The 17,087-nt window shown below is 59.7% G+C and carries 17 protein-coding genes; 8 read left to right on the top strand and 9 right to left on the bottom strand.

What is annotated here, in order from left to right; all coding sequences use genetic code 11:
- Positions 1-18 precede the first annotated feature (18 nt).
- The 6 genes from BWR59_RS15510 to BWR59_RS15485 all read right to left on the bottom strand — a co-directional run bounded on the left by BWR59_RS15510 (position 19) and on the right by BWR59_RS15485 (position 5,504).
- The gene (locus BWR59_RS15510) at positions 19-963 is read right to left on the bottom strand and encodes a LysR family transcriptional regulator (protein WP_081566693.1); all 945 of its coding nucleotides are present in this window, start codon (positions 961-963) and stop codon (positions 19-21) included.
- Between the two features lie 71 nt (positions 964-1,034).
- Entirely contained in the window at positions 1,035-2,561 is a 1,527-nt protein-coding gene (locus BWR59_RS15505; protein WP_081566528.1) for a tripartite tricarboxylate transporter permease, read from the bottom strand.
- Positions 2,558-3,091, bottom strand: coding sequence for a tripartite tricarboxylate transporter TctB family protein (locus BWR59_RS15500; RefSeq protein ID WP_081566527.1), 534 nt, complete (start codon positions 3,089-3,091; stop codon positions 2,558-2,560). Before BWR59_RS15500 ends, BWR59_RS15505 begins: the two co-directional genes overlap by 4 nt.
- Before the next feature lie 63 nt (positions 3,092-3,154).
- Positions 3,155-4,171, bottom strand: coding sequence for a tripartite tricarboxylate transporter substrate binding protein (locus tag BWR59_RS15495; protein ID WP_081566526.1), 1,017 nt, complete (start codon positions 4,169-4,171; stop codon positions 3,155-3,157).
- A 263-nt stretch (positions 4,172-4,434) separates the two neighbouring features.
- Positions 4,435-4,767, bottom strand: coding sequence for an AzlD domain-containing protein (locus tag BWR59_RS15490; protein ID WP_081566525.1), 333 nt, complete (start codon positions 4,765-4,767; stop codon positions 4,435-4,437).
- Positions 4,764-5,504, bottom strand: a complete 741-nt coding sequence (locus BWR59_RS15485) for an AzlC family ABC transporter permease (protein WP_081566524.1) — start codon at positions 5,502-5,504, stop codon at positions 4,764-4,766. Before BWR59_RS15485 ends, BWR59_RS15490 begins: the two co-directional genes overlap by 4 nt.
- A 184-nt stretch (positions 5,505-5,688) precedes the next feature.
- Between BWR59_RS15485 and BWR59_RS15480 the strand changes: the two genes are divergently transcribed.
- A complete protein-coding gene (locus BWR59_RS15480; RefSeq protein WP_081566692.1) occupies positions 5,689-6,603 on the top strand; it encodes a LysR family transcriptional regulator in 915 nt (304 codons plus the stop codon).
- 135 nt (positions 6,604-6,738) lie between these two features.
- Here BWR59_RS15480 and ycaC read toward each other — a convergent pair whose 3' ends face one another.
- Positions 6,739-7,362 carry an isochorismate family cysteine hydrolase YcaC gene (ycaC, locus tag BWR59_RS15475; protein WP_081566523.1) on the bottom strand — a complete coding sequence of 208 codons (624 nt, stop codon included), beginning with the start codon at positions 7,360-7,362 and terminating at the stop codon, positions 6,739-6,741.
- A gap of 297 nt (positions 7,363-7,659) precedes the next feature.
- Between ycaC and BWR59_RS15470 the strand changes: the two genes are divergently transcribed.
- From BWR59_RS15470 to araD1, 7 genes are all read left to right on the top strand, one after another.
- On the top strand, positions 7,660-8,094 hold the full coding sequence (locus BWR59_RS15470; protein WP_081566522.1) for a type II toxin-antitoxin system antitoxin SocA domain-containing protein: 435 nt from the start codon (positions 7,660-7,662) through the stop codon (positions 8,092-8,094).
- 7 nt (positions 8,095-8,101) lie between these two features.
- Positions 8,102-8,704 carry a hypothetical protein gene (locus BWR59_RS15465; RefSeq protein WP_081566521.1) on the top strand — a complete coding sequence of 201 codons (603 nt, stop codon included), beginning with the start codon at positions 8,102-8,104 and terminating at the stop codon, positions 8,702-8,704.
- A 217-nt stretch (positions 8,705-8,921) separates the two neighbouring features.
- Entirely contained in the window at positions 8,922-10,271 is a 1,350-nt protein-coding gene (locus BWR59_RS15460) for an MFS transporter (RefSeq protein WP_081566520.1), read from the top strand.
- A complete protein-coding gene (locus BWR59_RS15455) occupies positions 10,264-11,223 on the top strand; it encodes an amidohydrolase (protein WP_081566519.1) in 960 nt (319 codons plus the stop codon). Before BWR59_RS15460 ends, BWR59_RS15455 begins: the two co-directional genes overlap by 8 nt.
- Positions 11,220-12,224: a 4-hydroxythreonine-4-phosphate dehydrogenase PdxA gene (locus tag BWR59_RS15450; protein WP_081566518.1), complete on the top strand. Its 1,005-nt coding sequence runs from the start codon at positions 11,220-11,222 to the stop codon at positions 12,222-12,224. Before BWR59_RS15455 ends, BWR59_RS15450 begins: the two co-directional genes overlap by 4 nt.
- Positions 12,225-12,596: 372 nt before the next feature.
- Positions 12,597-13,772: an L-rhamnonate dehydratase gene (locus BWR59_RS15445; RefSeq protein WP_081566517.1), complete on the top strand. Its 1,176-nt coding sequence runs from the start codon at positions 12,597-12,599 to the stop codon at positions 13,770-13,772.
- Positions 13,773-13,970: 198 nt separating this feature from the next.
- Positions 13,971-14,966, top strand: coding sequence for an AraD1 family protein (gene araD1 / locus BWR59_RS15440; RefSeq protein ID WP_081566516.1), 996 nt, complete (start codon positions 13,971-13,973; stop codon positions 14,964-14,966).
- A gap of 82 nt (positions 14,967-15,048) precedes the next feature.
- Here araD1 and BWR59_RS15435 read toward each other — a convergent pair whose 3' ends face one another.
- Positions 15,049-16,341, bottom strand: coding sequence for an MFS transporter (locus BWR59_RS15435; RefSeq protein ID WP_081566515.1), 1,293 nt, complete (start codon positions 16,339-16,341; stop codon positions 15,049-15,051).
- Positions 16,342-16,546: 205 nt separating this feature from the next.
- Positions 16,547-16,996 (bottom strand): cupin domain-containing protein, encoded by a 450-nt coding sequence (locus BWR59_RS15430; protein WP_081566514.1) that lies wholly within the window; start codon positions 16,994-16,996, stop codon positions 16,547-16,549.
- Positions 16,997-17,087: the final 91 nt, after the last annotated feature.

Genomic DNA, 17,087 nt, shown 5'->3' with positions numbered 1-17,087 from the left:
CGATCGATGCCCGAACGATCAACCCTGAGCGTTCGAGTGCTCGATCTTCACCGAACTGATGAACGCCTGCATCGCCGACGACTGAATGCGATGACGGCGAGTGATCAATCCATAGGGCGGAAGGCGCGCTTCGAAGCTGATGGGCAGGACGGCGAGCAAGTCTCGCCCGGCGTAGTCTTCGACCACGGAAACCGGGGTGATGCCGAGCATGTCAGTCTGCTGCACCAGTGAGAGCAAGGTCATGATCGAGGTGGTTTCGACGATGCTGTTGGGGATGTCGACGCGGGCGTTGTGGAATACCTGATTGACGATGGCGCGCATAGGGCTTGGATGTTGTTGCAGCACCCAGGTTTCGTTTTGCAACGCGGACCAGCTCAGATCCTTAGCGTTGACCAGCGGGTTCCTGGCGCCGGCGATAACGCACAGTTCCTCTTCGCCCAGGCTGTCGAACAGCAGTTCTTCGGCTCGCGCGCCGCCGGGGATCCGGCCCAGCACGACGTCGAGCTGATCCTGCAACAGCGCCTGGACCAGCACATCGCTGGTGTCGACCTGAATGCTCATCGACAGACGCGGATGGCTCTGCTTGAGGTTGGCGATGGTCCGGGTCAGCAGGCCCGAGGCCAGCGCAGGAATCGCGCCGACCGCCACGCGCCCGAGATTTCCCGACTCCAGCGCCACCAGTTCTTCGCGCATGCCGCTCAGTTCAGCGAAGACCATGCGCGCGTAATAGATGACCGTTTCACCGAACGGCGTCGGGCGCATGCCACGTGGCAGGCGCTCGAACAGTTCGACCCCGAGCAGGTCCTCGGCCTCGTGCAGCATTTTGGTTGCCGCCGGCTGGGTCATGCCGATGTTGTCGGCGGCGCGGCGCAGCGAGCCCAATTCCTGCAAGGCCAGCATCAGCCGCAACTGGCGCAGGCGCAGGCGGCTGTGGATAACGTTGGCCTCAGGAATCCGGGTCATGTGATTGGCTCGCGTGAAAGACTGCGGCGAGCCTGACAAGAACTGCAGGGCATTTCCAGCATTGCTTGTCATCACAGTGTTTTCGGCTTGATTGCGTGACGATTACGCCAGCCAAAGGCGGCTTTGATGCCACCCGAGATCAGCGGCCAGAACAGCATCAGCAACGCGGCGGTGGTCAGACTGCCGACCAGCGGGTTGGACCAGAAGATTCCCAGTTGCCCGTCAGAGAACAGCATTGACTGGCGAAACGCATCTTCGGCCTTGTCGCCCAACACAGCGGCGAGTACCAACGGTGCAATCGGATAGCCGAGTTTCTTGAACAGATAACCCAGCGCGCCAAAGCCCAGCATCAGCATCACGTCGAACATCGAGTTGTGCACCGAGTAAGCCCCGATGGCGCAGACCATGATGATGATCGGCGCGATGATCGAGAACGGGATCCGCAGGATCGACGCAAACAGCGGCACCGTCGCCAGCACCACCAGCAGACTGACCACGTTGCCCAGATACATGCTGGCGATCAGGCCCCAGACGAAATCGTGTTGCTCGGCAAACAGCGTAGGACCAGGGTGCAGGCCCCAGATCATCAGGCCGCCGAGCATCACCGCCGCGGTCGCGGAGCCAGGAATGCCCAACGTCAGCATTGGCAGCAAAGCGCTGGTGCCCGCTGCGTGGTCGGCGGTTTCCGGGGCGATGACGCCTTCCAGCTCGCCTTTGCCGAAGTTGTCGCGGTTCTTCGAGAAGCGCCGGGCAATGCTGTAGCTCATGAATGAGGCGGCAGTCGGGCCGCCCGGAGTCACACCCATCCAGCAACCGACGATGGTACTGCGCAGGATGGTGAACCAGTAGCGTGGTAGTTTGGCCCAGGTGCGCAGAATGACCATCGGCGTGATGCGCGCATGCTCGCCACGGAACACCAGGCCCTCTTCGACAGTGCAGAGAATCTCGCCGATGCCGAACAGGCCGATCACTGCCACTTCGAAGCTGATGCCGGTCATCAGTGCTGGTTGATCGAAGGTCAGGCGCAGGTTGCCGGAAACGGTGTCCATGCCGACGGCGGCCATCGCGAAACCGATCATCATGGCGACCACGGTTTTCAGCGGCGGGTTCTTGCTCATGCCAATGAAGGTGCAGAAGGCCAACAGGTAAACCGCGAAGAACTCCGGCGAACTGAAGGTCATCGCGAATTCAGCGATGCGAGTCGACAGGAAGGTCAGCAGCAAGACGCCTGCAAGTGCGCCGATCAGCGCGGAGCTGAATGCAGCCGTGAGGGCTTCGGCGGCCCGGCCGTCACGCGCCATGGGATAACCGTCGAAGGTCGTCGCCACCGATGACGGCTCGCCAGGAATATTGAACAGAATCGAGGTAATCGACCCGCCGAACAGCGCCCCCCAATACATGCACGATAGCAGGATGATCGCCGACACCGGCGACATGGTGAAGGTGAGCGGCAGCAGCAACGCCACGCCATTGGGTGCACCGAGGCCGGGCAAGACACCGACCAGAATGCCCAGCAGAACGCCGACCACCATCAGCCCGATATGGCCGGGCGTGAGGATCAGGTTCATGCCTTGCAGCAGAGAATCGAATTCGCTCATTTCAGCGATCTCCCGGCCATTGCGATCAAGTCGCCCATGGGCCCCGCGTCCAGTGGCACCTTGAACCACAGGTCGAAAATCAAAAAGCTGGCGACCACGGCCCCGACCGAAACGCTACCGATCATGAATAACCCGTAAGGCTTGGCGCGGACCTTGTCGCGCCACATGAACCAGGCGATGAACACTGCAGACGCCAGGTAGATGCCGGTGAAGGGCATGGCGCAGACGAAGAGGGCGATGGGTATGAACACCGACAACACCTGTTTGAACTCGCCACGGCTGACGAAGCTGATGCTCAGGGGTTTCCAGCGCACGAACGTCAACACAGCGTTCGCCAGGCTGGCGGTGGCCAGCAGCAGGCCGATATAGAAAGGGAAATAGCCGGGCTCAGGGCCAGCGTCGCCCCAGCCGATGCCTTGCTCGATGCTGCCGAACATCACCACTGCACCGATCAGCAGGGTGAACGCAGCGAGACCGAGTTCCACCCAGCGGGTGCCGACCAGCGAGGTCGAGTGAGAAGAATTGGACATCAAACACCTCCAGCGAGTGGCTGCCGCGCGCCATTGTTCACAGGCGAACGGCAGCGGGGCGGATCAGTTGCGCAGCCAGCCGGCTTCCTTGAAAACCGGGGTGACGCGTGCGGTGTCCTTCTCGATGTAGGCGGTCAGTTGATCGCCTTCGAGGAAGGTCGGCACCAGCGCGTTCTGCGTCACGTAGGCCTTGAACTCAGGTGTTTCGGAGACCTTGCGCATCAGGTCGATGTAGAAGGCGCGCTGCTCGGCGCTGACATTGCCCGGCATGAAAATGGTGCGCGGGAAACGGTATTGATCGATGCCCAGGCCGGCCTCGTGACAGGTCGGCACGTCGGCCCAGGATTTGTCACCCGCGACCTTCTCGGTGTAGCCCATGCGGTCCTTGCTGAATACGCACAGCGGCTGCACCTGGTCGCCGCGCCACTGGCTGATGCTTTCGGCGGGGTTGTTGACGTTGGCGGCGATGTGTTTGCCCGCCAGTTGCGTGGCCGCTTCGCTACCGCTCTTGAACGGGATGTAGACCAGCTTGGTGTTGTTGGTCTGGTTCAGCAGCAGGGTCAGGGTCTGGTCGACGTCCTTGGACTGACTGCCGCCCATGCGCATTTTCGAAGGGTCTGTCTTGACCGCATCGTAGAAACCTTTGGCGTCCTTCCATGGCGCGTCTTTGTAGGTCCAGAGGATGAAATCGTCCTCGGCAACGGCGGCGACCGGGGTCAGTTCCTGCCACTCATAACCGAGTTTGGAGACCAGCGGCAGCAGATAGATGTTGTTGGTGGCAATGACCAGTTTGTCGGCATCACCCTTGGAGACCTTCATGTCGAGGAAAGCTTCAGCCCCGTTGCCACCGCCCTTGTTGAGGACCACGGTGTTCACGTCAAGAAACTTGTGGGTGCTGATGATCGACTGGATCAAACGGCCGAGTTGATCGGTGCCGCCGCCTGGACCACCGGCCACGACGATCTCGACGTTCTTGTCAGGTTGCCATGCGGCGAGGGCGAGGGTGGGGATTGCTGTGGCGCACATCAAGGTGCAGCCGAGCAGCAGACGGGACGCGCGTCGAAAGGATGCGGTTCGCATGGTGATCCTCTTTCTTGTATTTGTTATGAGTGGCCGCCGTGTCGATCAGCCATGCGAGGAGTGTGTGAAAGTTGCTATGTCGCGTCTAGTCAAAACATCACATACACCGATAGCCTGGGGTTATAGGCTGAAAGGGACGATGTGCTTTCGTGGGAGAGAGTTTGCTCGCGAACGCCCGGGTACAGACGCCATGTGACGTTGGCCGCAACTTCCTATTCGCGAGCAAGCTACCTCCCACAGGTCTCAGCCGAGATATCGAGTTGTTACCCCATATTGCCAAGAAACTTGAACGCCCAGAGCGCGCCCATTCCCACGCCCAGCGTCAGCAACGTGCTCCGGGTTTTCCAGGCAATGAAGGCCGCGATCACGGCCGCAGGTATCTGTGGATTGTTCAACACCCACTCATTCTGGCCGGGCGGGTAAACCACCGAAGGCAACACCAATGCTGCGAGCACGCTCGCTGGAACGTAACGCAACGCTCGCTCCAGTAGCGCGGGCATCTGCCACTTTCCATACAGCTCGACGAACGAAAGACGCATGGCGAAGGTGCCCACGCCAACTGCCAGAAATATCCCCCACAGGACCACGTCGCTCATTGCGCTTCCCTCTCCATGGCGTTTGTCGAAGTGTCGGGAGCGGCGCCTTTGCGCAGATTCTCGATCAGCAGTCCCGCCACGACGCCGCCAACGGAAGCAGCCACCAGCCCGAGGTTGTAGGGCAGCTTGATTGCCAGCACCGCCAGCGCACCCCCGACGACAGCTGCGCCCAGTGTTGCGGCGCTGCGCAGATTGGGAACAAGCAACGCCAGAAACGACAGCGGAATGGCAAAACCCAGCGACCAGGTTTCAGGAATGCGCGCCCCCAGAATCACACCCGCCAGCACCGAAAACTGCCACGCCAGGTACATCGCCAGGGCCGTGCCCATGTAAAAGTGTTTGGCATGAACCCCCAATTCGCCGGATGCCAGTTTCAGGGTCGACAGCGCATAGGATTGGTCGGAGAGCAGATAGGTCATCGACCAGGTCCAGCGCCGGGGCAGCTTGTGCAGGTGCGCAGCGAGTGACGCGCTGTACATGATGAAGCGCAGGTTGATGATCAGCGCGGTCACCACCACCGTCAGTGGCAGCGCCGCATTGTGCAGCAATTGCAGGGCCACCATCTGCGCCGAGCCGGAATAGAACAACAAGGTCATGCCCATTGTTGTACCTGGCGACATGCCCATTTCGGTCGCCATGACCCCGGTCACCAACCCGAACGGAATCACCCCGGGAATCAGCGGTATGAGTGTCTGCACGCCATGAGCGAAAGCATGTCCGGCATTGCGATAACGCATTGTTCTTGTCCTTGTCTGTGCCCGCCGACTGAGGCTGAAAGCTGGATTCGCTAGCGTCACATAGAGCGGCGTGGGATAAATCATAGGGGCTGGCGGCCAGTCGGCTGAATCGACTTTTTTTGTGAGAAAGCAGGTAGTTTTTGTTATGGCGAAAGACGCGCGGCAGGATCAGGTGTTGATGCAAATGCCCTCATTCAAGGCGATGAGGTCATTCGTTGCGGCGGCCAAGTATCGCAACTTCACCCGCGCGGCCGAAGCGCTCTGCGTGACCCAGGCTGCGATCAGCCGGCAGATTCGCGATCTCGAACTCTACCTGAACACTGAACTGTTCATTCGCACCGGCAGGGAAGTGAGGTTGACCGCCTCCGGCACAGCACTGTTCGACGCGGCGCAGCTCTCGCTCACCAATATCTTCAATGCCACCGAGCGTATCCGTCGCGAAAGCAATGACAAGCGAACCCTGACGCTGTGTTGTTCCCCTGCGTTTTCGACGATGTGGCTGGCGCATCGCATGAAAGAGTTCTTCAGCGCCAACCCCGATCTCGACTTGAACGTCATCACCACCCAGCATTTTCTGGCGATGGAGCCTGGTGTCACACCGGATATTTTCATCACCAAAGTGTTCGACCTGCGTCCAGGGTTCGAGCGCATTCCGCTGTTTCACGAGGTCGTCTACCCGGTTTGCACGCCTGCCTATTTGCAGGAGCATCCAGAGGTTCGAACGATGGAAGGTCTGCGAGAAAGCGTCCTGCTGGACCTCAACCCTTACGGGCGCTCGCAGCTGTCGGAACAGGTCGACTGGAACGTCTGGTTTTCCTTCCAGAACGTCGATGTGCAAATTCCCGCTTCACACAGTCCGCAGTACTTCAGCACCAATGATTACAGCCTGCTCACGCAAATGGCGCTGGATGATCAAGGGGTCGCGCTGGGATGGGATCACCTGATCGGGCATCTGCTCGAACAGGGAAAACTGGTCAGACCCGTCGCCGAGCAACTGGACCTCAAGGACGCCGTTCAATACCTGCTGATCGACGAGAAGAAGGCCGACGATCCCGCGTGCCGGCGCTTGAAGGAATGGTTGATAGCGCAGTTCGCCTGATGGGCTACTTGCGAAGTTTCTGGCTGATGAAGTAGTTGCCATGAAATATACCCCTGCAGCAGTCCGTCTTCCCGGCGGTGGCGATCTCAAGTACGTCACCGCCAGCAAGCCATGCTGCTCCAGGGGCACATTCGATTACTTCTTGGCCGTCAGCGCCGTGTAGCCGTTCATCAGGTTGCGATAGTTCGGGATGCGCTGGGACAGCAGATTGCCCAGGCCTTCAATGTCGTTGCGCCAGTCGCGGTGAAGCTCGCAAGCCACCGAGAACCAGTTCATCAACTGCGCACCGGCTGCCGACATGCGATTCCATGCTGCTTGCTGCACGCCCTCGTTGAACGTGCCCGAAGCGTCGGTCACCACGAACACATCGAAACCTTCAGCCAGCGCACTCAGCGTCGGGAACGTCACGCAGACGTCAGTCACTACGCCGGCGATGATCAGTTGCTTGCGGCCGGTCGCCTTGATTGCCTTGACGAAATCTTCGTTGTCCCAGGCGTTGATCTGACCAGGACGAGCGATGTACGGCGCATCCGGAAACATCTCTTTCAATTCCGGCACCAGCGGACCGTTAGGGCCTTGCTCGAAACTGGTGGTCAGGATCGTCGGCAGATCGAAAAACTTGCCGCAATCGGCCAGGGCCAGCACGTTGTTCTTGAACTCGTTTGGCGAGAAATCCTGCACCAGCGAAATCAACCCCGTCTGATGATCAACCAGCAGCAGTACGGCGTCGTTCTTGTCCAGGCGCTTGTAAGTGGTCATCGGTGCATTCCTTTTTCAATCGAGAGAGATAAGAGTCAAAAGCGGCGCCGCGTCTGGCTGTCTGGCTCAGTGGCTGCTGCATGGGGTGTACTTTAAGGAGGGATCGATTCGATAACAATTAGGCTGAATTGAGACTTACTGATTCTGATTTAGGGACAATTCTCTGATATCTCGGAAGCAGCCTACAATTCAGATGGCTGAATGTTGTGGGCGATCAGTTAGGGGTCGATAGGGATGAGCGCTATACTTCCGATCCGAACACACACGCTCTAACCAGCAGGGAATACAGGATCCGGCATGGCAAGAATCTTTGAAGTCGCCAAATACATCACAGAGCGCACTGGCGAAGTGTCGGCCATGAAGCTTCAGAAGCTGATGTACTATGCCCAGGCGTGGAGTCTGGTCTGGGAAGAAGAGCCGCTGTTTCCTGAGGACTTTCAAGCTTGGGCAAACGGTCCTGTGATACCCACGTTGTACGCGCGCCACCGAGGGATGTTCAAGGTCAGCTCTTCATTGTTCGACGATGCTGACAGTGAAAGTCTGACACAAGCCGAACGTGGCAACGTCGACAAGGTTCTCGCGTTCTACGGGGACAAAACCGCTCAATGGCTGAGCAACCTCACCCATCAGGAAAACCCTTGGCTTGAAGCTCGTCAGGGGCTGCCAGTAGGCGCGTCATCCGAAGCGATCATCCCGCAGGCCGCACTCCACGAATACTACTCCTCGCTTTAGTCGCCCGATGGGGAAGAAGAGCGAGGCACGTGCGCTAAGAAAGGCGCTGGCGCAGGACAGATTCGAAGCTGGCAAACTGGCGTTGCTTGCCAAGGTGCACGTTCAGCAGCAACCTCGGCACATAAACACTCAGCTAGTCGGTGATATCCCTCGTCTTGCTCCGCATCTGGCACGCGCTGCCGCTGAGGCTAAGCAAATTCCCAAAGCCATCCAAGATGGAAGCCGATTTGACTCACGTATGTCATGGTGCGTCTCCAAGGCAGATCGCCGGGATATCTGGTCGTGGGGAGAGGCACGCGAGTGGACGCATGAAGAATGGAACGCTGTCATTCACCCACCTTTTCTGCAGTTCGCTCAGTTGACCTGGAAGGAAATTGACAATTTTTCCTCCGACACCGGCCACAAAATGCATCACGGGCACGAAGTTGGGGACCTCATTGGCGAAGCGCAGGCTCGTTGGCGGCAGCTCGATCTTGAGCAGTACGACTCCGTTTTCAGGTTCCGTTTGGGTGGGCAAAGGCGCCGAGCATGGGGATTTATCGTGCAGGCGCACTTTCATTTTGTCTGGTGGGATAGAGAGCACTCTATCTATCCAACAGAGCAAAGCTGAACGCCATCAAGCCTTCGCGGGAATTGTTCTGCAGTGGTACTGACAACCCATGAGCGCATCCATCACCATTTCCCTCCCTTGCTATATCCTCCAGCTATCACCGTATTTCCAGTTTTGATTAGACGGTTATCGCTGCGCCTTCGATAGTGACGGCCACGACGGGTGTTCTCGCAGAAGAACGCCAACAATAAAAACAACAACACCGAGGTACGCACCCATGGCTCGCAGCAGCGTCGACGTGCACCTGTCCGCGACAGGTGAACCGTATGCCCCTCCCGTTTCCAGCGTTGCCAGCGCGACCAGGGCCAGTACCGTGCGCTGGCGCATCTTCGCAATCATCTTCGTGCTGACCATGGTCAACCTCATCGACCGCGTTTCGCTGTCGATCGCGATGCCGACCATTGCCAAGGAATTCACGTTGTCGCCTGCGATGCAGGGTCTGATTCTCAGCAGTTTCTTCTGGGCGTATGCGCTGTTGCAGATCCCAGGCGGCTGGATGATTGACCGTTTCGGGCCGCGTCGGGTGATCACTTGGTCAACCGGGCTGTGGGGTACGTTTCAGGTGTTGGCGGGGTTCGCTACTGGGGGTGCTTCGCTGTTGTTTGCGCGGATGTTCCTCGGTGCAGCAGAAGCTCCGTTGTTCCCGTCCGGGGGCAAGCTGATTTCCCTGTGGCTGGCGCCGAGTGAGCGCAGCCGTGGCGCGGTGATGATGGACAGCGGCAGCCCGTTGGGCGTGGCGCTCGGTGGTTTGATCATCGCGTACCTCATCGTCTCGCTGGACTCCTGGCGCTCGGCCTTCGTCATCGCCGGTGTCGCGACGCTGCTGTTGGGCTGGGTGTCGTGGCGCTATCTGCGTGACGATCCTTCGGTGCATCCGCAGGTCAACGAGGCGGAGCTTGCGAAGATCAACGCAGGCCGTGAAACGCCGGCTGCCGAAGCCGCCCGGGCCAAGGTCAAGGGCCTGGGTATCGCCGCCCGTTCGCTCACCGGTTTGATGGTCGGGCGCTCCACCTGGGCGATGGTGTATTTCGGTCTGCTGACCTGGGGCCCGAGCTATCTGGCGCAGGCGCGGGGTTTCGACATCAAGGGCATCGGCTTCGCGACGTTCGTGATCTTTATCTGTGGCTCGCTGGGTTCGTTGACCGGCGGTTTCCTCTGCGATGGTTTGATCCGCAAGGGCGTGCGCCGTGGCGTGGCGGTCAAGGGGCTGCTGACGTTTTCTGGTGTGATCGCCTTGGGCGCGTTGCTGCTGTTGCCGCAACTGAGTGATCCGATTGCCGCCGTTGCGCTGTTGGCGATGACTGCGTTCTTCCTGATGTGGGGCAGCCTGTACTGGAGCTTCCCGGCGTTGCTCGCGGCCCCGGCCCGCGTCGGTCTGATTGGTGGCGTGATGAACCTGGCGGGCAGCATCGGCGGCATCTTCGTACCGATTCTGGTGGGGTTGATCCTGCAGTACTTCGGCGGTTTTGGTGCGGTGCTGGCCTTCTTCGCTGGCTGCGCGGCGTTGTTCGTCCTCGCAACCTTGCTGATCGGTCTCGATGGCCAGCGTGAGGTGAACCATGGCTGATGAGTTGTACAACGGCCCGATTGTCGACGCCCATCACCACTTTTGGGATCCGCAAGCCAACTACCATCCGTGGCTTGCGCAGGGTGCAAATATACCGTTCCGCTACGGTGATTACTCGGCGATCAAACGGCGCTATCTGCCTGCCGACTACTTCGCCGATGCCGGCGAGCACAACGTGGTGCAGACGGTTTACGTCGAGACCGAATGGAACCCGAGCGACCCGATTGGCGAGACCCGATTCATCGAGCAGATCGCCGCCCGGTATGGCGTGCCCAACGCGGTGGTGGCTCAGGCCTGGCTCGATCATCCAGACGCCATCGCGGTGCTCGCCGAACAGGCCCTGTTCGCCAGCGTACGCAGCGTGCGACACAAACCCGGCGGCCCTGCATCGCCTGAAGAAGTGGGCGAGCATCGCACGTTGATGACTGATGATCACTGGCGGCGCAGTTACGCGGCCTTGCACGACCTGGGCCTGCGGTTCGACCTGCAGACGCCATGGTGGAATTTGCCCGAGGCCGAGTTGCTGGCGCGGGATTTTCCTGAGACCCCGTTGATTCTCAACCATGCCGGACTGCCGTCGGATCGTAGCGTCGAAGGCCTGGCAGGCTGGCACGCGGCAATGGCGAAACTCGCCGATCAGCCCAACGTCGTGGTGAAGATTTCCGGGCTCGGCCTTCGCGGCAGACGCTGGAGGGCTGCCGACAACGCCTGGATCGTGCGCGAGATCGTCGCCATGTTCGGCACAGAGCGCGCGATGTTTGCCAGCAACTTCCCGGTCGACAGCCTGTGTGGCTCGTTCGATGACATCTACAGCGGTTTCAAACACATCGTTCGTGATCTGCCGCACGCCGATCAGGAGCGTCTTTTCTACAGCAATGCGCAGCGTATCTATCGCTGCGAGCCGTGCGCCGCGGCAGGTCCGTGGCCAGAACAGATGAGGAGTCAGGCATGAACAAAACCCGATTTGCGATGGTACTCGGTGACCCGGCGGGCATCGGCCCGGAATTGATCGCACGTCTGCTCAGCGACGAAAAAGTGCGCAGTCAGGCCCATGTCCTGCTGATCGCTGACGAAGCTGAAATGCGTCGAGGCATGGACATCGCGGGCGTCTCGTTCCCGTATCGTCAGATCGATTCACTGGACACGCTGGATTTCAGCGACGACACCCCGCTGTTCTATAACTTTCGCGGCGATGCCGTGGGCGAATTTCCACGCAGCGAGGCCAGCGCTATCGGTGGCCGCTACTGCCTCGATACGTTGAAGATTGCGGTTGAGCTGACGGCCGCCAAAGTGACCAACTCGGTGCTGTTCGGGCCGCTGAACAAGACCTCGCTGCACATGGCGGGCATGGATCACAACGACGAACTGCACTGGTTCGCCGAGCTGCTGGGTTTCAGCGGGCCGTTCTGCGAATTCAACGTGATGGACAATCTGTGGACCTCGCGGGTGACGTCTCACGTGGCGTTGTCGGCGGTGCCGGGGATGCTGAGTCAGCAGCGGGTGATCGAAGCGATTCGGCTGATCGACACGGCGCTCAAGCGCAACGGCCTGAAGGCGCCGCGCATCGGTGTCTGCGGCTTGAACCCGCACAATGGTGACAACGGCTCGTTCGGGCGCGAGGAAATCGACATCATCGGCCCGGCGGTGAAAACCGCGCAGGCGCAGGGCATGAATGCCGACGGGCCGTATCCGGGAGACACGATTTTCCTGAAAGTGCAGGGCGACGCCAATGCCTTCGACGCGGTAGTGACGATGTACCACGACCAGGGCCAGATCGCGATCAAGCTGATGGGCTTCTCTCGAGGCGTGACGGTGCAGGGCGGCTTGCCGATTCCGATCACCACGCCGGCGCACGGCACGGCCTTCGATATTGCAGGGCAGGGAAAGGCCAACGTCGGCGCGATTCGCCAGGCGTTCGAGATCGGCTGTCGCATGGGGCAGAGCAACGTGTGATGGCTTGACGTTTTATCCGGTTTCTAACCGGCCACGTTTTGCCGCAGAGCGCTGGATCAGAGCTCTGCGGTTTTTTTTGCCTGCGATTTTGGCGGATGGGAAGACGCGCTTGATTGTGCGAGCAAGCTCCCTCCCACAAATACCGTGTCGCTCTTGGGACCGGGTTGATCGTTCCACAATCTGCCGTCTTTTTCCTATAACTCCACGCGCAGATCTCCTTGATGAGCGATCACCTGGAGCTATCACTGGATACGCATAAGTGATTAGCCGATCCCGGTCGCCGCTGGCTAAATCTGCTCATCGAAACACGACGCAGCGCTCTGCGGCGACGTTCGAACAACAACTACAAGAAGTTCATAGGGAACGTTACTCATGAAAATCAAGGCAATCCGTACCCGCGTATTCGAATGGAAAGGCAAGGTCGTTCCACCGCAGGCGCATTTCTGCACCAACGCCAGCGACATTCTGTTCGAGCGTGGGGATGCCATGGGCTCCTTCCGTTTCCACGGTTGGCTGGTGGTTGAAGTCGAGACCGACAACGGCATCGTCGGCATCGGTAACTGCGCTCTGGCGCCGCGCGTGGCCAAGGAAATCATCGACACCTATCTGGCCCCCATCGCCATCGGCGAAGACCCGTTCGACAACGAATACATCTGGCAGAAGATGTACCGCCAGAGCCACGCCTGGGGCCGTAAAGGCATCGGCATGGCGGCCATCTCGGCCATCGATATCGCCATTTGGGACATCATGGGCAAGGCGGTCAACAAGCCGGTGTTCAAGCTGCTCGGTGGCCGTACCAAAGAAAAGATCTGGACCTACGCCTCCAAGCTCTATGCCAACGACAACCTGGACCTGTTCCTGGAAGAGGCTCAGGGCTATCTGAGCCAGGGCTTTACCGCGCTGAAAATGCGCTTCGGCTACGGCCCGAAAGACGGCCCGGCGGGCATGCGGCGCAACATCGAGCAGGTTCGTGCGCTGCGTGAACTGGCCGGTCCCGACGTCGACATCATGCTCGAGTGCTACATGGGCTGGACCCTGGAATACGCCCGCCGCATGTTGCCGAAGCTGGCCGAATTCGAACCGCGCTGGCTGGAAGAGCCGGTGATCGCCGACGACCTGGAAGGCTACATCGAGCTGAAGAAGATGGGCATCATGCCGATCTCCGGCGGCGAGCACGAATTCACTTCCTACGGCTTCAAGGACATGCTCGAACGCCGTGCGGTCGACGTGATCCAGTACGACACTAACCGCGTCGGCGGCATCACCGCGGCACGCAAGATCAACGCCATGGCCGAAGCCTGGTCGGTGCCGGTCATCCCTCACGCCGGCCAGATGCACAACTACCACCTGACCATGTCCACCACCGCTTCGCCGATGGCCGAGTTCTTCCCGGTGTTCGATGTCGAAGTCGGCAACGAACTCTTTTACTACGTGTTCAAGGGCGAGCCACAACCGGTCACTGGCTATATCCAGCTGGACGACAACAAACCGGGCCTGGGGCTGGAAATCTCCGATGAATACCTGAGCGAGTTCAACATTATCGAGTGATTTTTCAGGCATCGCCTTTCGACCGTGGGAGGGAGCTTGCTCGCATAGGGGGTGGCTGGCTCGATGGAGATGTGCCGCATGTACCGGCCTTTCGCGAGCAAGCTCCCTCCCACAGATTCCCTACCGGTCTTTAAACAACGTGCGGCCGCAGCAGCGCCGTCCTCACCTGACGGCCCATAGTCTTGGAGATTCAGCCCAATGCGCCTGATTCAATTCGAAAACAGCCACGGACAGCGCCAGGTCGGCGTCGTCGATGGCTCGCAGGTCAACGTCATTTGCAACACCGCAAGCACCCGTGAGCTGGCCCTTGCCGCGATTCACGCGAAACACAGCCTGCAAGATGAAGTCCAACGCCGCGGCACCGAACCCGGTCCTGATTACGCCGGCCTGCTGGAGAGCGGCCAGATCCTCCCTCCACTGGATCACGAAGACCCTGCGCACTGCCTGATCAGCGGCACGGGCCTGACCCACCTGGGCAGCGCTTCGGCGCGGGACAAGATGCACCAGCACGACGGTCAGGTCGAAGCCGGCATGACCGACACCATGAAGATCTTCAAGTGGGGCATCGAAGGCGGCAAACCTGCGCAAGGTCAGGTCGGCGCGCAACCGGAGTGGTTCTACAAAGGCGATGGCAGCATCGTTGTACGTCCGGGAGCGGACTTCCCTGTGCCTGCGTTCGCAGAGGACGCAGGCGAAGAACCCGAGCTGACCGGCCTCTACGTCATTGGCGACGACGGCCAGCCATATCGTCTGGGTTACGCGCTGGGCAACGAGTTTTCCGACCACGTCATGGAGCGCCGCAACTACCTGTATCTCGCGCATTCCAAACTGCGTTACTGCGCCTACGGTCCGGAATTGCGCGTCGGCGAACTGCCGCGTCATCTGGCCGGGATGAGCCGGATCAAGCGCAACGGCGAGGTGATCTGGGAGAAGGAATTTCTCAGCGGCGAAGACAACATGTGCCACAGCCTGGCGAACCTGGAATACCACCACTTCAAGTACGCGCAGTTCCTGCGTCCAGGCGATGTGCACATTCATTACTTCGGAACTGCGACCCTGTCGTTCGCCGATGGCGTGAAAACCCAGCCCGGCGACCGCTTCCAGATCAGCCTCGATGCGTTTGGCGCGCCGCTGGAAAACGGCATCGGCGAAGGCCCGCGTGCTGTGGCAATCGGTCAGATCAAGGCTCTTTAAGCTATGCGCTGCAGGTCAAGGTTCACCTGATCGTTCCCACGCTCTGCGTGTGGACGGTCAAAGCGTGGGAACGATCACTGGATCAAACGCGCGCCGTCTGCTTCTCGGTCACCTCGGCAGGCGATGCATCGGCAAAGTGGTTCACCTGGCGCAACGCCTTGAAGCCCCACATCCAGGTGCCGACTACGCCCAACGTACACAGCCCGCCGATGACCGCCGCAGGCACTGCGCCCCAGAGTGCGGCGCTACTGCCTGCGCGGAATTCGCCCAGTTCGTTGGACGAGCCGATGAACAGCATGTTCACCGCGTTCACTCGCCCGCGCATGTCATCCGGCGTGGAGAATTGCACCAATGTCGAACGGATGTAGACGCTGACCATGTCCGCCGCGCCCGCGATCATCAGCGCCAGCAATGAGAGCCAGAACAGTGTCGACAAGGCGAACACCAGGTTCGCCAGTCCAAATACGGCCACGGCGATGAACATCACCATGCCGACGTTGCGGTCGAATGGGCGCACGCTCAGATAGAGACCGGTACCCACTTCGCCGAGACTCATCGCGCTGCGCAACGCGCCGAGCCCTTGTGGCCCCAGATGCAGCACTTCGTGAGCATAGATCGGCAGCAAGGCCACCACGCCGCCCAGCAGCACCGCGAACAGGTCCAGAGAGATGGTGCCGAGAATGATGGGTCGCGAGCGAATGAAGGCGATACCAGCGGTGAAGCGTTTCCAGGCTGTGGATTCAAGAATCTGTTTCTTGCCCGCGTACAGCACTGGCACCCGAATCAGCAACAGCACCGCTGCGATGAAGCTGGCCATGCACACCGAGTAGGTCAGACCGCCGCCGCCCAACGCGTAGAGCCCGCCGCCCACCAGAGGCCCGGCGATGGTGGCAATGCGCATGATCATGCTGTTGGTGGCGATGGCCGAGGCGAGTTTTTCCCGGGCTACGACTTGCGGCAACAGGCTTTGCAGCGCGGGCCCGGTGAAGGCTCGCGCACAGCCGAACAACGCCAGGGTGGCGTAGATCAGGCGTGTGTCCTGGTGATGAGTGACGGAAATCAGCATGAGCGTCAGGCTGCATACCGCTTGCACGGTCCAGCTGATGGTCAGGATCAGCTTGCGGTCGTAACGGTCGATCAGGTCGCCCGCGGGCATCAGCAACAGCAACATCGGAATGAACTGAGCGAGGCCCACATACGCAAGCGATATCGGGCTGCGGGTCATGTCATAGACCTGCCAGGCAACCACCACGGCCTGAATTTGCATGGCAAATACGGCGGCGAGGCGGGCGGTCAGAAACTCAAAGAAGCCGGGCTGGCGCAGCACGCTTTCAGAGGAAGATTCGGAGGGCGAAGCGGGCGATTCGGAACTCAAGGCAGGACATCCATCGAAGCGAAAGACGGCCGAATGTTATACACCTGTAAGGAGGTATATGCCTCTTACTGTCAGAAATTTAATGATGAATGGTGGAGTATGTGCCGATTGATCATGCAGAAGTTGCAGGACTTCAGGTTGTAGTTGCGCCTGTGAGAGGGGGTGATCAGGCCCCTCTCGCGTTGATTGGTCAGGAGTCTGGATATTACTTGACCGGCACCAGATCGAAGTTGTTGTCCTGATACTGGAACAGCAGGCAATCATCCCCCGTGGCACAGCCACTTTCATGGGCAAGCTTGGCGGGCAGTTTGTAGTAGGAACCAGCCGGATACTCGGTACGGGTGCCGTTGATATTGGCGTAGAAAGTCCCGGCGAGTACGACGGTCGGCAGTGCCTGAGTGTGTTTGTGCAGGCCGTTGTCAGTGCCCGACTTGAACTTGACGAAGGCTGAGTAGAAGCCCTTACCGTCGCTGAGGATATTCCCCTGGGTGTTGGCATAGCTGACCGCGCCGTTGGTGCCGGGAACATCCTGCCAATCAAGTTGTGCTGCGGGTAGCGAGACCAGCGTCTTGGGCACTGGCTTGCCAGCGATGGCGCTGGTGCTGCCGAGCGTCAGGACCAGGCCGGCAAGAAACGGGGCGAGTAGGTTTTTCATAAGAACGTCCTTTTTGAAATGAAGGGCGATCTTAGGGAATATCAGGCCAACAGGCATGCCGCGTTGTGCTTCAGGATTTGTGCGCGCTGAT

The sequence above is a fragment of the Pseudomonas sp. Bc-h genome (assembly GCF_002080045.1).
GTDB lineage: Bacteria > Pseudomonadota > Gammaproteobacteria > Pseudomonadales > Pseudomonadaceae > Aquipseudomonas.
Note: the sequence above shows the minus strand (reverse complement) of the source record. Positions and strands in the feature narration are given on the sequence as shown.

What these genes read in the sequence shown, in the direction of transcription:
- BWR59_RS15465 (WP_081566521.1), top strand. Translation starts at nt 8,102, where the DNA reads ATGGGGAAGAAGAGCGAGGCACGTGCGCTAAGAAAGGCGCTGGCGCAG.
- BWR59_RS15455 (WP_081566519.1), top strand. Translation starts at nt 10,264, where the DNA reads ATGGCTGATGAGTTGTACAACGGCCCGATTGTCGACGCCCATCACCAC.
- BWR59_RS15500 (WP_081566527.1), bottom strand. Translation starts at nt 3,091, where the DNA reads ATGTCCAATTCTTCTCACTCGACCTCGCTGGTCGGCACCCGCTGGGTG.
- BWR59_RS15480 (WP_081566692.1), top strand. Translation starts at nt 5,689, where the DNA reads ATGCCCTCATTCAAGGCGATGAGGTCATTCGTTGCGGCGGCCAAGTAT.
- BWR59_RS15490 (WP_081566525.1), bottom strand. Translation starts at nt 4,767, where the DNA reads ATGAGCGACGTGGTCCTGTGGGGGATATTTCTGGCAGTTGGCGTGGGC.
- BWR59_RS15450 (WP_081566518.1), top strand. Translation starts at nt 11,220, where the DNA reads ATGAACAAAACCCGATTTGCGATGGTACTCGGTGACCCGGCGGGCATC.
- BWR59_RS15460 (WP_081566520.1), top strand. Translation starts at nt 8,922, where the DNA reads ATGGCTCGCAGCAGCGTCGACGTGCACCTGTCCGCGACAGGTGAACCG.
- BWR59_RS15485 (WP_081566524.1), bottom strand. Translation starts at nt 5,504, where the DNA reads ATGCGTTATCGCAATGCCGGACATGCTTTCGCTCATGGCGTGCAGACA.
- BWR59_RS15505 (WP_081566528.1), bottom strand. Translation starts at nt 2,561, where the DNA reads ATGAGCGAATTCGATTCTCTGCTGCAAGGCATGAACCTGATCCTCACG.
- BWR59_RS15510 (WP_081566693.1), bottom strand. Translation starts at nt 963, where the DNA reads ATGACCCGGATTCCTGAGGCCAACGTTATCCACAGCCGCCTGCGCCTG.
- BWR59_RS15495 (WP_081566526.1), bottom strand. Translation starts at nt 4,171, where the DNA reads ATGCGAACCGCATCCTTTCGACGCGCGTCCCGTCTGCTGCTCGGCTGC.
- BWR59_RS15470 (WP_081566522.1), top strand. Translation starts at nt 7,660, where the DNA reads ATGGCAAGAATCTTTGAAGTCGCCAAATACATCACAGAGCGCACTGGC.
- BWR59_RS15445 (WP_081566517.1), top strand. Translation starts at nt 12,597, where the DNA reads ATGAAAATCAAGGCAATCCGTACCCGCGTATTCGAATGGAAAGGCAAG.
- ycaC (WP_081566523.1), bottom strand. Translation starts at nt 7,362, where the DNA reads ATGACCACTTACAAGCGCCTGGACAAGAACGACGCCGTACTGCTGCTG.
- araD1 (WP_081566516.1), top strand. Translation starts at nt 13,971, where the DNA reads ATGCGCCTGATTCAATTCGAAAACAGCCACGGACAGCGCCAGGTCGGC.
- BWR59_RS15430 (WP_081566514.1), bottom strand. Translation starts at nt 16,996, where the DNA reads ATGAAAAACCTACTCGCCCCGTTTCTTGCCGGCCTGGTCCTGACGCTC.